The following is a 15,100-nucleotide window of genomic DNA, read 5'->3' on the forward strand; positions in this document are numbered from 1 at the left end:
TCGGATAAGGCCGTCTGAAAAGGATAGGTCGGGGCGGCCAAGGTTAATAAAAAGAATGGAATATGGTGTTCAGCTACTTGCTTGCCGGTTTGGCTGATTTTTCGCTGAGGCTGTGCAGGTCGGAATAGCGTCCGCCTGCGTTGATCAATTCATGATGAGTGCCTTGTTCGACTACATTGCCTTCATGCATCACAACAATATTGTCGGCTTTTTCGATGGTCGAAAGTCGGTGGGCAATCACCAATGTGGTACGGTTTTGCATCAGGTTTTCCAATGCGGTTTGTACCAAACGTTCGGATTCATTATCCAATGCACTGGTGGCTTCGTCCAAAATTAAAATCGGCGCATTTTTCAAAAGCGCACGCGCAATGGCAAGGCGTTGACGTTGGCCGCCAGACAGTTTTAAACCGTTTTCGCCAACTTCAGTGTGCAAGCCTTGCGGCATTTTTTGGATAAATTCCCAAGCATTGGCTGCTTTTGCAGCATTGATAATTTCTTCTTCACTGAATTTGTCAGCTTGAGCATAGGCAATGTTTTCAGCAATCGTACCATTAAACAGGACAACGTTTTGGCTGACGAATGCCATGCGGCTGCGTAGGCTTTCGAGCGTATATTCATTGATGTTGACGCCGCCAATCAAAACCTTGCCTTCATCCGGATTAAGGAAGCGCGGCAACATATTGGCCAGGGTGGTTTTACCGCAGCCTGATGCGCCGACTAATGCAGTCACTTTGCCTTGCGGTACAAGCAGGTTGATGTGGTTCAAACTGTTGCGTTCGGCTTCGGGATAACGGTGTACAACATCGCAAAATTCGATATCGCCAGGGTTTGGGCTGAGAATCTGTTTGCCTTCGTTGCTTTCTTCGGGTTGATCCAAAAAGGTGAAGACACTTTCTGCCGCCGCCAAACCGCGTTGTAGGGACTGCATCACGCCGGTCATGCGTTTGATGGGGTCAAACATCATGATCATGCTGGACAAAAATGACATAAAATCGCCTGCACTAAATCCTGAAAGTCCGGCTTGGCGGGCGGCTGCGTAAATAATCGCAGCCAGTGCAACCGAAGCCATTAATTGCGTAATGCCGGTACCGGCAGAGCTGGCGGAAACCTGTTTGAGCAGGTTGCGGCGAACATCATTGGCAATACGGTCGAAGCGGCGGTTTTCATAATCTTGACCGCCGTAGATTTTTACAACGCGTTCACCATTAATGCTTTCGCCCAAGACCTGCATCAGCTGGCCAAGATAAATTTGGTTGTTGGCAGACAGTTTGCGCAGGCGTTTGCTGACTGTTTGGATACATACAGCAACAACCGGCAAGATGATAAAAGTAATCAGGGTCAAACGCCAGTTCAGATAAGTCAGCAAGCCCAACAGGCCGACTACGCTCACACCGTCTTTGGCAATCACAGTAATGACGTTAAACCCTGCATCGGTAATTTGATTGACGTCGTTCAAGATACGAGACATCAAACGGCCGCCGGTATTGCTGCTGAAATACGAAGTCGGCAGGTGCATCATTTTGTTGAACATTTCACCGCGCAAGCGCTGCACTAAGTGGCTGGACAGATACGTTGTGCAATATTCGTTGATGAAGTTAAACAGGCCGCGAACGAAAAACAGCGCCACAATTGCCAGCGGCAACCATGACATGCTTTTCATGTTTTTATCGACAAAACCTTCATTGATCAAAGGTTTGAGCAAGTAACCGAAAGCCGGCATCGTACCGGCGACAATCAGCATGGCCACTACGGAGACGATAAACATCTTCCAATAGCTTTTCAAATATCCAAGCAAGCGCTTGTATAGCTCCCAGTTGGATGTGGCTTGTGTTGTCTGCATATCAATCCAAATTTAGAGCAAACATGCAATTCTAAACGAAAATATCTGTCATTACAATGTTTGCAATTGAAAGTCAAAAGGAGTCGGTATTGTTTTAACGCCTTGATTTTATATTGGGAACGACTATGGTTTGGTGGGTTTGGCAATAATGTTGCCCACTTCTCAAATATCGGTTGCGGCCGTCTGAAAAAGTTTCAGACGGCCTCATCAGTCGTCAAGGACGGCCGGTTAAGCCAGAGCTTCCTTAATGATGTCTTTCACTGCCGTCGCATTATTAGGGACAACACGGACCCGTTGTGGCAGATTTTCCAAGCCTTCCAATGCGGCAGGGCGGGGGATGGAAACTTCTCCGACCGCTTCATGGATGGTGGCTTCAAATTTGGCGGCCAGTGCGGTTTCGAGGCAGACGATGGTTTCGCCGGCTTCGCGGACTTCACGGGCAACTTTGACGCCATCGGCTGTATGCGGATCAATCAATTCATGATCTTGCTCGTAAACCTGTTTGATGGTGGCAAGGCGGTTGGCATGGGTTGATTTGCCGGAAACAAAGCCATATTGTTGATGTACTTTGTTTAAGGCAAATTCCAAATTGAAGCCTTTGCCGGAGGCTACTTCCGCCCATAAGGTTTGGATTTCGTCCGCATCGCGGTCCATCAGGTCAAACACAAAACGCTCGAAGTTGGAGGCTTTGGAAATATCCATGGACGGACTGGAAGTAACGTGGGTATGTTCGCTGTTGCGCGGACGGTATGCGCCGGTTTTGAAAAATTCGTCCAATACGTCGTTTTCGTTGGTGGCGACAATCAAGCGGTGGATGGGCAGGCCCATTTGGCGGGCGATATGGCCGGCGCAGACATTGCCGAAATTGCCGCTTGGTACGCAGAAGCTGACTTTTTCGTCATTGCTCGACGTGGCGTTGAAATAACCGGCAAAGTAGTACACGACTTGGGCGACGATACGGCCCCAGTTGATGGAGTTGACTGTGCCGATATGGTATTTGGCTTTGAATTCGGCATCGTTTTGTACGGCTTTGACGATGTCTTGGCAGTCGTCAAACATGCCTTCAACGGCGATGTTGTGGATGTTGGCATCTTGCAGGCTGAACATTTGCGCGCGTTGGAATGCGCTCATTTTGCCTTCCGGAGACAGCATAAAGACGTTGACGCCTTTTTTACCGCGCAGGGCGTATTCGGCGGCAGAGCCGGTATCGCCGCTGGTGGCACCCAAGATATTGAGTTCTTTGCCTTCTTTATTCAATACATATTCAAACGCATTGCCCAAGAATTGCATGGCCATGTCTTTGAATGCCAAAGTCGGACCATTGGACAGGGCTTGGATTTTGATGCCGTCTGAAAGTGTGCGCACCGGAGTAATGGCTTTGGTACCGAATACTTCTTCGGTGTAGGTGCGGTTGATAATGTCGCGTAAATCATCAGCAGGGATGTCGGTGGCAAACAGGCTCATGACTTCAAACGCCAGCTCGGGATAGCTGAGTGTGCGCCATTGGTCTAAAGTAGCTCGGTCGATTTGAGGGTATTGCTCAGGCAGCATCAAACCGCCATCAGGAGCCAAACCCATCAATAAAACTTCGCTAAATTGCTTGCGTGCGGTCGCACCGCGGGTGCTGATGTATTTCATGGTTTCTTCTCTATGTATTTAAAATTCAAATAGAAAGTCAAAACGAATTCAGACGGCCTTGATGTGAAAAAAGGCCGTCTGAACGATTATTTGTAGAGTCGTTTGAAGCAGGCGGTAACCGTTTTTGCGGTAACGGAAGCAATGGCCTGTTCGCGGGTTGCCGGACTCAATACCTGCATCATTTCGGTTGCAGTCAATTGGTTTGGTGCTTCTTCGCTGGCGCAGCCGCAGATTTTATTTTCCCATTCGGCTTGTTTTTCCGCGCTCATGGCCAAAGCAATGACGCGCCATTCGTTACGTTTGTTCAATTCGGTACGGCATTGGCTGTCTACCGCCATTTTCACTACGCTGCTGCCGATACCCGTACCGCTGCCCAAACCGCCGAAAGAGTCGCCGCCGGTAGCGCATGCACCCAATAAGAAAACTGATGTAACAGCTGCCAAAAGAGTTTTTGAAGTCATGATGTTTCCTGTAAGCAAGGCCGTCTGAAACGCCCGAAGAGTTCTCAAAATAGCATGTATTATACCGTAATGCGGCCCGATATGTGAGTTTGCGAAACTGCCGTATAATGCTAGCGAGTTTTCTTTTCAATCAGCCAGCACGAAAGCCGCTATGTCCGACCTTTTCGCCCGCCAACCCGAAGCCCCTTTAGCCGAACGCCTGCGCCCGCATTCTTTAGATGATGTCATCGGGCAGCAACACTTAATCGGCGAGGGTAAACCTTTGCGCGTGGCGGTGGAAGGCGGAAAGCCGCATTCTATGTTGCTGTGGGGGCCGCCGGGCGTAGGCAAAACCACGCTGGCACGGATTTTGGCGCAGAGTTTCAATGCGCAGTTTCTGCCTGTTTCCGCCGTATTTTCAGGCGTGAAAGACATACGCGAGGCTATTGAAAAGGCTGAAATTGCTCTGCAACAAGGGCGAGCGACGATTTTGTTTGTTGACGAGGTACACCGCTTCAACAAAGCGCAACAGGACGCATTTTTGCCTTATGTCGAAAGCGGCTTATTAACCTTTATCGGCGCGACCACGGAAAACCCGTCATTTGAAGTCAATCCGGCATTGCTCAGCAGGGCGCAGGTTTATGTCTTGCAATCCTTGTCTTCAGACGACCTAAAAAAACTGATTGCTAAAGTATTGGCTTTGCCCGAATACCAAGACTTTACGATTGAAGCGAATGCGCAAGAATTGCTTGTGAATACCGCCGATGGTGATGCGCGTAGATTGTTGAATTTATTGGAACAACTTTTACGTGCTGCCGATACACGCCGTCTGAAAACCTTAACCGCCGAATTTCTCGCCGATAGTTTGGGTGCGCAAATCCGCCGTTTTGATAAGGGTGGCGAGAGTTTCTACAATCAAATTTCCGCATTGCACAAATCCGTGCGCGGTTCGCATCCGAATGCCGCGCTGTATTGGTTCTGCCGTATGCTCGACGGCGGTACCGACCCGCGCTATCTCGCCCGCCGCATTGTCCGCATGGCATGGGAAGACATCGGCTTGGCTGATCCGCGTGCCTTAACGATTGCCAATGATGCCGCCGCGACTTATGAGCGCTTAGGCTCGCCGGAAGGGGAGCTTGCTTTGGCTCAAGCCGTGTTGTACCTTGCCGCCGCTGCCAAATCCAATGCAGGCTATAAGGCATACAACCAAATGCGCCGTTTCGTCAAAGAAAATGCCAGCGACGAAGTGCCCGTCCACCTGCGCAATGCACCGACTAAGTTGATGAAAGAATTGGGTTACGGACGCGAATACCGCTATGCCCACGACGAACCAAACGCCTACGCCGCTGGCGAAAGCTATATGCCCGACGGTTTGGACGAGCCGGATTTCTACCAACCTGTCCCGCGCGGACTGGAAATCAAAATTGGCGAAAAGCTGAAATGGTTGAAATCCTTGGATGAAGATGCGCTGGATGATTAAAACAGTAAATGTGTCTCAAGTTTCAGACGGCCTTTGGCTATTTTGAGCCTAATAAATTGTTTAATATTGGCATTATATCTTTAGTTTCGCTATAATTTTGTCACCCTATTTTCTTGCCGAATAATCGAATACATAAAAAATCGCGGCTGCTGAACCCGATTTCCGAAACAAAATTAGAAAGCAGATAATGGACAATTTAGATCAAAGTCGTAGCCGTGCATGGCGACGACATCAAGAGCAACGCCCTAGTCATCGTGTACATGGCAAAAATCCTTTGAAATATAAACCTGAAAAAAAGTGGGATTTGATGTATCTCCGCAGCAATAAAATCAAACGTGCACAAAAACTGGGTTTTATTTATCCGTTCAGACAGCATGAATTTGATGCTGAATGGTTTGATTAACTCAAAAGATACATTTTCGATTCAATCGAGATGGTTTTCACAAGGCGGATACTTTCCGCCTTTTTTAATTTTTATGAATGCACTTTTTATTTGTAGTCGTAACCAATGGCGCAGTCCTACCGCTGAAACCGTATTTCGACGTTATCCAAATGTGCAGGCACGTTCTGCAGGGACCAGCCCCAATGCGCGGCATACTGTTTCCATAGATGATATTGCATGGGCAGATAAGATTTTCGTGATGGAACAAAAACATAAGAGCCGTCTGCTGGCACAGTTTCCCCGTGCTTTGCAATATAAGGAAATGATTGTTTTAGATATTCCTGATGATTACAGATACATGGATGAAGAGTTGATAGAAATATTGAAGGAAAGTGTCGTGCCTTATCTGTCTAGATAATGAGGTTTTCCTCAAGATTATCTGAAAAAAATATGACTTACTTCTAAGTAAAATTTATTCCAAAACATCATTTACTTCACGCATCACTGACAAATAAAACGCAAATCTAAAATCAAATTGAATTTTTCAGACGGCCTTTTCTGTTTGAATATTTTTAACCTATACCATACACATACTTTTTCATGAATATTTTTGAAGCCTTACTATTATTGTGCCTGCTGATTGTCATTAGCGCGTTTGTGTCCTGTTCCGAACTCGCGCTTGCTTCGGCACGCAAAATCAAATTGCAGGTCATGGCGAAAGACGGCGGCGATACGCGTGCGCTTGACGTAATCAATATGCAGCAGCAGCCGGGCAGTTTTATTACCGTTGTCCAAATCGGTTTGAACGCCGTCGCCATTCTTGCCGGTATCGTCGGCGAGGCGGCAATACGTCCTTATTTTGGCAAGCTATTGGAGAATGCAGGCAGTTGGGGCAGCACAGTTGCCTCTTTGTTGACCTTCTCGCTGGTTACAGGCAGCTTTATTTTAATTGCCGACCTGATGCCCAAGCGTATGGCAATGACCCATCCCGAAGCGGTGGCGGTACGCATTGTCCGTCCGATGATGTTTCTGATTTTTATCTTAAAACCCCTTGTCTGGGTTTTTGACGGGTTGGCAAACACAATATTCAAACTCTTCAAAATCTCAACCGTCCGTCAGGAGCAGCTGACCTCGGAAGATATTTATGCCGTCGTTGATGCAGGCGCTCAGGCTGGTGTGTTGAAAGAGCAGGAACACTATCTGATTGAAAACATTTTTGATATGCAGGAGCGTAAGGTAACTTCCACCATGAGCACGCGCGAATACATTGTCTATTTTGATAAAAACGACAACAGCGATACCGTGTTGGAAATGATGTCCGACAAACCGCACAACAAATTCCTCGTATGCGACGGCGATTTGGAACGCGTCATCGGCTACATCGAATCACATACGCTGCTGACCTTGTTTTTAAAAGAAAAAGACGTCCGCCTGACCGACAAGCGTGTATTGCGCAAAGTCTTGTTTATTCCCGACACGCTGTCGCTTTATGATGTGTTGGAGACCTTCAAAACTTCCGGCGAAGACTTTGCCGTCGTAGTGAACGAATACGCGCTGGTGGTCGGCGTGGTAACGTTGAAAGACGTGATGAGCATTGTGATGGGTGAGCTGGTCAATACCGAAGAAGAGCCGCAAATCATCCGCCGTACCGAGGACACCTGGCTAGTGGACGGCGCGACCCCGCTCGCCGATGTCATGCGTGCGCTGGATATCGAAGAGTTTCCCGATTCGGAAAACTACGAAACCATCGCCGGCTTTATGATGTATTCCCTGCGCAAAATCCCGAAACGCACCGATTTTTTGGTTTATGCCGGTTATAAGTTTGAAATCATCGATACCGAAAACTTGAAAATCGATCAACTTTTGGTTTCCAAGCAAGAAAATGTGGTGGGGAAAATGTAACGGGTTGCTGGGAATATTTGAAAAGAAAATTAAAAAATAAATAAAAAGGAAAAAATATTATGACAACTAATGAACCTCAAAAATACGCCCGCAGCCTGCACGCACCCATCAGCCTCGGTACCACCTCTGACGACCGCTTTATGCCGCGCGGCTTTCTTTCATATTTTGCCTCGCTGCCGAAATTGGTTTTAACCGAAAAATTAGATGGGCAAAACAACTGCTTTGCCGCACACGGCCTCTATGCCCGTAGTCATACTGCGCCTACTCAGCATCCGTGGGATAAACCTTTGCTGCAACGATGGCAGCAAATCAAAGATGATTTGGGCGATCTCGAACTTTTTGGCGAGAATATGTACGGCATTCATTCGATTGCCTATTCTCAATTGGAAAGCTATTTTTATCTATTCGCCGTCCGTCGTGGCGGACATTGGCTTTCATGGGAAGAGGTTAAATTTTATGCGCAGCTGTTTGATTTTCCGACTGTGCCAGAAATTCCCATTGTGCAGCCTCTTGCCGACTTTACCCAAAAATACGCCAATGAAGATATTGCTTTAGCGCAATGGCTGGCCGCTAATTTGGGAGAGTCGTGGACGGAGAGCGTACAAACTGCCGGCAAACTTGGCGGCTACGATCCGAATACAGGAGCAGCATGCAGCGAAGGTTTTGTTATCCGTAACGCCGCTGATTTTGCCACCAACAACGGCAACCTGCCTGTTCAATCCAATGAATTCGACAACCTTTTCAAATTGGTACGAGCCAAACACGTTAAAACCGATGTTCATTGGACGAAAACTTGGAAGCCTGCCCATCTTATTGATTACGACAAATACCATTGGCAAAGCTGGCAGTTTCAGACGGCCTGAAGTCCAATTATTCAATAATAAGAAAGACAACCATGTGGACATTCCCATATTACATACCCGGCCAACTTCCTGATTGGCAAGCCTTAGAACGTCGTTTCAGCTGGTTTGCCGATATGAAAAACGTTCCCCAAGATCCTGAATGGCATGCCGAAGGCGATGTATTTACGCATACCAAAATGGTGTGCGAAGCCCTGCTGCAACTGCCCGAATTCCAAGCACTCGGCGAGCAGGAGCAACACATCTTGTTTGCCGCCGCCATGCTGCATGACGTAGAAAAACGCAGTACGACCAAGCGTGAAATAGAAAACGGCAAAGAGCGTATCGTTTCGCCGCATCACGCAAAAAAAGGCGAGCATACCGCCCGTACTTTACTGTATACCGAACTTGCCGCTCCGTTTGCCGTAAGAGAATCAATCGCCAAACTCGTGCGCTTGCACGGATTGCCCTTATGGGCGATTAACAAGCCTAATCCTGAGCGAGCCGTCATAGCGGCCAGTTTGCAGGTCAACACTGCGCATCTTGCCATGCTTGCTAAAGCCGATGTTTTAGGCCGTATATGTTGCGACCAACAGGATATTTTGCTGCGCATTGATTTGTTTCGTGAACTCTGTGAAGAAAATGCTTGTTGGGGTAAGGCACGTACTTTCGCCAGTGACTACGGACGCTATCTCTATCTTAACGGCCGTAGCGAAATGCCGGATTATCAGCCATTTGATGATCAGACCTTTGATGTGTACGCCATGTGCGCCATAGCAGGCAGCGGCAAAGACAGTTACATCAGGCAACATCTTGCTCATCTGCCTATGCTGTCGCTGGATGAGATTCGCCGTGAGCGAAAACTCAATCCCGCGGATTCCAAACATACCGCCGAAGCAGTGCGTTTGGGTAAAGAGCAGGCAAAAGAATACCTGCGTGCCCGTACGTCGTTTGTCTTTAATGCGACCAATCTTAACCGCGACCTGCGCAGCAAATGGCTGCCGATGTTTGCCGATTACGGCGCACGCGTGCATCTCATTTATTTGGAAGTGCCTTACACGCAATTACTATCGCAAAACCGTAACCGCGAACATTCTGTGCCGAATGATGTGTTGCATCGCATGATAGAAAAGCTAGAAATCCCTGATTACAGTGAAGCGCATACAGTGGATTTTGTGGTTTCTTCTTAATAGGTAAGAACCTTGTAATCAGGCCGTCTGAAACAATCCAATGTTTCAGACGGCCTTTTTATGAAATCAAAAATTGCTAGAGCTAAGACAGAAGTCTTTATTCGCAATTTAAGCCTTTTGTTTTTTCAGCGAATGTATCCATGGCAATTTGGCACATGCGTTCACGTTGGCCTACGTCGGCGGCAGGCAGGACTTGACGCAGGTATTTTGTGTTGTCGCGTTGGAACGATGCTTTATCGCCTGCTTTTTGGTAACACGCATCTGCGCGGGTAAAGTATTGCTGGCAAATTTTCGGCAATTCTTCAAAGGACAAGGGTTTGCTTTTGTGCATGCCGTGTGCGGAGACGGAGAGGGAGGAAAGGGCGCACAGCGCGATGATTAAGGTTTGGGAAATGGTTTTCATGGTCAGCCTATTAATTGAAGTGGTGTTTAAATTAATTGTTCGCCCCAATGCAGCTTTTGGCGCAGGGTTTTGAAGTATTGGTAATCGGTGGGATGGAGGACGCGCAAGGGGTTGTGATAGCGACGGATGATGATGCGGTCGAAATTTTGTACGTCGATATGGGATTGTCCGTCAAAATGTGCGCGTGCGTCGCCGCTTTTGGTAATGAGGATTTCGATCACGCTGGTGTCGGGTATGGCAATCGGGCGGTTGGTCATGGATTGCGGACAGATAGGCACAAGCGTGAAGGCGTGCAAACCGGCCTGCATGATGGGGCCGCCGGCGGCAAGCGCGTAGGCGGTTGAACCTGTCGGTGTGGAAATAATCAGGCCGTCAGAACGTTGGGTATAGACAAATTCTTGATTGATAAAGACTTCAAATTCAATCATTTGGCCTGCGCCGCCACGAGACAGTACGGTGTCGTTGAGGGCGAGGGCACGTTCAATCGTTTCGCCGTCACGAATGATACTGGCTTCGATGAGGATGCGTTCTTCGGGCAGATATTTGCCTTCCAGTACGGGGCGGATGCCTTCAACCATGGTGTCGCGTGAGATTTGGGTGAGAAAGCCCAAGTGGCCTTGATTGATGCCGATGATGGGGACGGCGCGCGGGGCGACTTCGCGGGCGGCGGAGAGGAAGGTGCCGTCGCCGCCGAGCACAATGACGAGGTCGCAGTATTTGCCCAGCTGGGCTTTGTTGACGGTTTCGCAGTAGGCGGAATCTTGGATATAGACGCAGTGTTCTTCTACGCTCAATTCATCCAGATAGATGGTGAAGCCGTTTTCGCGCAGAAAAGAAACCAATGTGTGGACGGTATCTTGAATCTCGGGCGTATTGGGACGCGTAACGATACCGATGTTTTTAAATGGGCTTTTCATGATAGCAGGCCGTCTGAAATTAAGTATTTAATCTATCCAGATATCGCGCTCGAGGCGGTCGAGGCGTTCGTTTAAGCGGGCAACGTCGTCGCGCAGTTTGTCCACTTCTTCCAGCCATGCGGCAAGCGTGGCTTGGTCGATAACAGGGGATTCGGGTTCGCGTGAAAAGTCGCTGATTTGCTCGGCAATGCTTTTGCCGATTTTTTTCATGGTGCGGCCGATGTCGCCGGCACGCGAGCTGATGCTTTCTGCGGCTACATGACCGAATATCCGCGCCAAATCTTCGCTCGGATAATAGCGCAGTCCACCCAAAATAGGAAGGACTGACATGCCCAATACCAAGTCGCCTTCGAGGCTGATGTCGCCCACGCCGGGCTGGCCGCCTTGGAGGATTTTTTGGATGGCGCTGTTGTGGAATGTGATGTTGGTGTCGACGGTATCGTTTGCGGTTTCAAGAAAACCTTGTTCGCTGATGCGTCCGGTCAGTCTGAAACCGGTCAGGCTGATGCAGATGATGCTGCCTGCAAATTCAGACAGCTCGCGCTGCTGCTCCGGATTTTGCTGTATCAGGTGGTTGATAATGGGAAATAGGGCGGACATGGTTTACTCTAAATGCCGTCTGAAACGGATGAATGGGTTGAGTCGCAATTTTACAGGCTTAGCCCGTCTGCGCAAACGGTATTTACAATTTTGCCGTTGCTTTCATCATCAACGATGAAATCAGGAGCCGGCAGGCCGAGTTTGGTCGCTTCGGCAGTATAAAATTCGGCCCGGCTTGGGTGGCGGGGTTCGACAATATTGCGGATACGTTTGCCGTCGGCTTGGCAGGCCGTCTGAAAAAGGATTTGGACGGCTAAGTCTTTATGAAGGATATTGACGGGTTGATTGCCGCCTTGAATGCGTGTTTTTTGAACCAGCTTGGTAACGGGGTGACGGTCGGCAGAGTAAAGCCCGCCCAGTCGCAATATGTCGATATGGGGGACGGCGCTTTTCAGCAAGGCTTGCTCAACCGCGAGGATTTGACGGGCGAATTCGGTTTGCGGATCGGGCGGCGTGGTTTCATCGCATATGCGTGCTTGGTCGCCATACACGCTGGTGCTGCTGGTAAAGATGATGTGTTGTACCTTGGACTGCTCGGCAAGTTGAATCCATTTTTTCAGCGTATCGGCGTAATGGTTTAATGACGAAGGCGGAAGCAGGCAGAACCATGTCGGCTTGTTGATATGGTTTTGCCACAAGGTCGAACTGTGAAAAATATCGTCTTGATTCAAATCGATGATGTCGAGTTCAATCGGCAGATTGATGTCGTCAGAGGTCAGGTTGCGTTTGATGGCGGCTACCTGACTGCCTTGCTCATAAAATTTCTGTGCCAGCGGCAGGCCGAGATAGCCTAAGCCGAGAATGGAAATATCGGGAAGGTGCATAAATAAAGCATCCGAAAATTAACAGGCCGTCTGAAAATAGCTTTAACTTGGTTAAAGCCACGTTTTCAGACGGCCTTTGTCTGGAAAAATTAATGGTTACTGCCGATTTTTTGGTCGAATTCAGCGCGGTGTTCCGGCAGGAGGTAAGGGCGCAACAGGCTGAGTGTGCGGCTGATGCCCCGTACTTTGGAATCTTCGGTCAACTTGGCGCGGCCGCGCAGGGAGCTGTCAAAGTCGAACCAGTATTTCGTTACCATCCACATATTGACGGCGAGGTCGTTCATCGCGGTTTGGTCTGCGCTGATGATGTTCAGACCGTTGAGCTGAGTCAGCAGGTTGACCAACAGCGGGGACACTTTGGCTTGGGTAAAGGTATTGTGTTCGCCCAATAATTCGGCACTGCGGGCAAGCAGGGTGTTCACATCGCTGAAAAGGAAACGGTATTCCCACATCACATCATAAATACCGGCCATGTAGTTGATGGAGTCTTCCACATTAGACGGCAATACGGCTTCATTAAGGTAGGCAAGCAGGGCCTCGCTGTAACGTTTGAACAATTGGACGATGATTTCGTCTTTGTTGCGGAAATGGTAGTAGAGGTTGCCCGGGCTGATACCTAAGTGGGCGGCAATATGGTTGGTGCTAATATTGCGCTCGCCTTCTTCGTTGAACAAGGCGAGGCTGGCATTGATGATTCGTGTGTAAGTGTTGACTTTAGCAATGCGCGGCATGGAATACACTCCTTTGTTTTATAGGCTGTATGAAGTAGGCAGCCAGTTGGGTTCTGCGTGTAATTCTACCTGAAATTGAGTAAATACTGTATTACAAACATATTGTGCCAGCTGGTGGACATCTTGCGCGGATGCATTGTTTTTATTCACCAAAACCAAAGCCTGTCTGTCATGCACTGCCGCACCGCCGATCTGATGACCTTTCAGACGGCATTGGTCAATCAGCCAGCCGGCCGCGAGTTTGACCGAACCGTCAGGCTGCGGATAGCGTGGCATATTGGGGTATTGCTGCAACAAATCGGCAGCTTTTTCAGCGCTGACAACAGGGTTTTTAAAGAAACTTCCGACATTACCAAGCACGTTAGGATTAGGCAGTTTACTGTTGCGGATTGCACACACTGCGTCGGAAACATCTTTGGCCGTTGCTTCTCTGCCTTGGCTCAGTTCGGCAACCGCTGCTGCCAAATCGCCATAGCCCAAGTTCGGCACAAAATGCTCTTTTAGCGCAAATACAACCGAAACAATCACATAACGTCCCTTGCCTTCCTGTTTGAACAGGCTTTCACGATAGGCAAAGTCACAGTCGGAATTAGAAAGCTCGACAAAGGTTTCCGTATCCAAATCAAAGCAGCGTACGCTATGGATAACATCTTTCGCTTCAACACCATATGCACCGATGTTTTGTACCGGAGACGCGCCGACCGTGCCCGGAATCAGGCTGAGGTTTTCCAGCCCGCTTAAACCCAGTCCAACCGTATGCAAAACAAAATCATGCCAAATTTCCCCGGCTTGCGCTTCGATATAAACCAGGCCGTCTGAACGCTCAATTTCACGAATTCCCTTGTTTTCCATATGCACAACCAGACCGGCGTAGTCCTCCATCAAAAGGATATTGCTGCCGCCGCCGAGCCATAAAACAGTATCTCGGTTGAACTCGGGCAGCCGGACGATGTCGCGTAATTCATCGGCATGTTTGAGTGAAACAAATGCTTGGGCTTGGGCTTTCAGGCCGAAAGTGTTGTAGGGAGTGAGGTCGGTTTGGTATTGGATGGGTTGCATGATGATTTGTAATTTCGTGGATTTCAGGTCATCTGAAAATTTACTATTTAACAATTACGATAGGTAATGGGGTTTTGGGGGGCTTTATAGTTTTCTTGGGAAGAATAGGTCAGCTTGTCCACGATTTCTTGATAAATCTTGGATTCTTCTGGTAGTGGCTTGCCTTCAAACATCCAGCGGCCTTTAATAATATCATCGGCGGAAATCCATCTTTTGATTTCATATACTGCCAATGTCCAGCCGCGATAGACTGCAACTGCATATTTTGCTTTTTCACGTCGGTTTCCGATTTTCCAATATTTCCGTGTGCGCTCATAAATTTCCTTATGCCTATCGGCTTCAGGAATATTCCCTGATCTGATGTCTTTTTTCAGTTTCTCGTATTCTTTATTAATCGTAATTAAAACAATAGGTTCACCAGTTTTTAATTCTTGTGCATCATATTTTCGTTTTAATTCGGACAAGCTCATCAGTCCTACTTCAGAAGAATGCGTGCCGCCTTGAATATTAGTCAGCGGCTGCTGGCTCGGTTTGACTAGGGAGAGTAGGTCTATTGCCATCGCTTCATATTGTTCAGCTTGGTCGCTGGTTTTGATGCCGTGCCGTAGAATGTAATACACAGGCTGGTTCCCACTTTTATGTATTTCCCTAATCAAGGCAATTTTATCACTTGGCTTTTCTGTTTCTTGTAATGAGGCTTGGGCATGATGGAAAACGCGATTGTTCAAGCCTTTACCTACATAGAAAATATTGCCGTCTCTAGGGTCAATCAGGCAATAAATATAGTAAGCAAGTTTTTCTATAATGGAAGTTGAAAACATTTTTTTCCTTAAAAGTGAATAAGCCGTAAATAAA

16 protein-coding genes are annotated in these 15,100 nt (G+C 48.2%); 6 read left to right on the forward strand and 10 right to left on the reverse strand.

The genetic code is table 11. From position 1 onward, the window contains the following. Nucleotides 1-73: 73 nt before the first annotated feature. From msbA to HMPREF2675_RS07070, 3 genes are all read right to left on the reverse strand, one after another. Complete coding sequence (gene msbA / locus HMPREF2675_RS07060; RefSeq protein ID WP_070814545.1) at nt 74-1,840, reverse strand: lipid A export permease/ATP-binding protein MsbA; 1,767 nt, start codon at nt 1,838-1,840, stop codon at nt 74-76. A gap of 228 nt (nt 1,841-2,068) precedes the next feature. After that, the gene (thrC, locus tag HMPREF2675_RS07065; RefSeq protein WP_003746333.1) at nt 2,069-3,478 is read right to left on the reverse strand and encodes a threonine synthase; all 1,410 of its coding nucleotides are present in this window, start codon (nt 3,476-3,478) and stop codon (nt 2,069-2,071) included. 86 nt (nt 3,479-3,564) lie between these two features. Then, nucleotides 3,565-3,939, reverse strand: coding sequence for a hypothetical protein (locus HMPREF2675_RS07070; RefSeq protein ID WP_070814546.1), 375 nt, complete (start codon nt 3,937-3,939; stop codon nt 3,565-3,567). 151 nt (nt 3,940-4,090) lie between these two features. On the opposite strand from HMPREF2675_RS07070, the gene HMPREF2675_RS07075 reads away from it, so the two are divergent. From HMPREF2675_RS07075 to HMPREF2675_RS07100, 6 genes are all read left to right on the forward strand, one after another. Next, nucleotides 4,091-5,398, forward strand: coding sequence for a replication-associated recombination protein A (locus tag HMPREF2675_RS07075; RefSeq protein ID WP_070814547.1), 1,308 nt, complete (start codon nt 4,091-4,093; stop codon nt 5,396-5,398). Nucleotides 5,399-5,585: 187 nt separating this feature from the next. Next, nucleotides 5,586-5,801 (forward strand): hypothetical protein, encoded by a 216-nt coding sequence (locus HMPREF2675_RS07080; protein ID WP_004519973.1) that lies wholly within the window; start codon nt 5,586-5,588, stop codon nt 5,799-5,801. Then, a complete protein-coding gene (locus HMPREF2675_RS07085; protein WP_231550755.1) occupies nt 5,773-6,198 on the forward strand; it encodes a low molecular weight protein tyrosine phosphatase family protein in 426 nt (141 codons plus the stop codon). The genes HMPREF2675_RS07080 and HMPREF2675_RS07085 overlap by 29 nt, the downstream gene beginning before the upstream one ends. 182 nt (nt 6,199-6,380) lie before the next feature. Beyond that, nucleotides 6,381-7,682, forward strand: a complete 1,302-nt coding sequence (locus HMPREF2675_RS07090; RefSeq protein ID WP_070814548.1) for a polyamine export protein PaeA — start codon at nt 6,381-6,383, stop codon at nt 7,680-7,682. Between the two features lie 59 nt (nt 7,683-7,741). Beyond that, nucleotides 7,742-8,545, forward strand: coding sequence for an RNA ligase family protein (locus HMPREF2675_RS07095; RefSeq protein ID WP_070814549.1), 804 nt, complete (start codon nt 7,742-7,744; stop codon nt 8,543-8,545). Nucleotides 8,546-8,577: 32 nt separating this feature from the next. Further along, nucleotides 8,578-9,711, forward strand: coding sequence for an AAA family ATPase (locus HMPREF2675_RS07100; protein ID WP_070814550.1), 1,134 nt, complete (start codon nt 8,578-8,580; stop codon nt 9,709-9,711). Nucleotides 9,712-9,808: 97 nt separating this feature from the next. Here HMPREF2675_RS07100 and HMPREF2675_RS07105 read toward each other — a convergent pair whose 3' ends face one another. From HMPREF2675_RS07105 to HMPREF2675_RS07135, 7 genes are all read right to left on the reverse strand, one after another. Next, the gene (locus HMPREF2675_RS07105; RefSeq protein ID WP_070814551.1) at nt 9,809-10,114 is read right to left on the reverse strand and encodes a hypothetical protein; all 306 of its coding nucleotides are present in this window, start codon (nt 10,112-10,114) and stop codon (nt 9,809-9,811) included. A gap of 26 nt (nt 10,115-10,140) precedes the next feature. Further along, the gene (locus HMPREF2675_RS07110) at nt 10,141-11,031 is read right to left on the reverse strand and encodes an NAD(+) kinase (protein WP_049322157.1); all 891 of its coding nucleotides are present in this window, start codon (nt 11,029-11,031) and stop codon (nt 10,141-10,143) included. Nucleotides 11,032-11,058: 27 nt separating this feature from the next. Beyond that, nucleotides 11,059-11,631, reverse strand: a complete 573-nt coding sequence (locus HMPREF2675_RS07115; RefSeq protein WP_070814552.1) for a ubiquinone biosynthesis accessory factor UbiJ — start codon at nt 11,629-11,631, stop codon at nt 11,059-11,061. Nucleotides 11,632-11,681: 50 nt separating this feature from the next. Continuing rightward, on the reverse strand, nt 11,682-12,455 hold the full coding sequence (locus HMPREF2675_RS07120) for an NAD-dependent epimerase/dehydratase family protein (RefSeq protein WP_070814553.1): 774 nt from the start codon (nt 12,453-12,455) through the stop codon (nt 11,682-11,684). 89 nt (nt 12,456-12,544) lie between these two features. Next, entirely contained in the window at nt 12,545-13,186 is a 642-nt protein-coding gene (locus HMPREF2675_RS07125) for a TetR/AcrR family transcriptional regulator (RefSeq protein ID WP_036491149.1), read from the reverse strand. A gap of 18 nt (nt 13,187-13,204) precedes the next feature. Then, a complete protein-coding gene (murB, locus tag HMPREF2675_RS07130; protein WP_049344255.1) occupies nt 13,205-14,245 on the reverse strand; it encodes a UDP-N-acetylmuramate dehydrogenase in 1,041 nt (346 codons plus the stop codon). 47 nt (nt 14,246-14,292) lie between these two features. Continuing rightward, a complete protein-coding gene (locus HMPREF2675_RS07135; protein ID WP_049344209.1) occupies nt 14,293-15,066 on the reverse strand; it encodes an LEM-3-like GIY-YIG domain-containing protein in 774 nt (257 codons plus the stop codon). Nucleotides 15,067-15,100 lie beyond the last annotated feature (34 nt).

Source organism: Neisseria sp. HMSC061H08 (assembly GCF_001836795.1).
Taxonomy (GTDB): domain Bacteria; phylum Pseudomonadota; class Gammaproteobacteria; order Burkholderiales; family Neisseriaceae; genus Neisseria; species Neisseria subflava_A.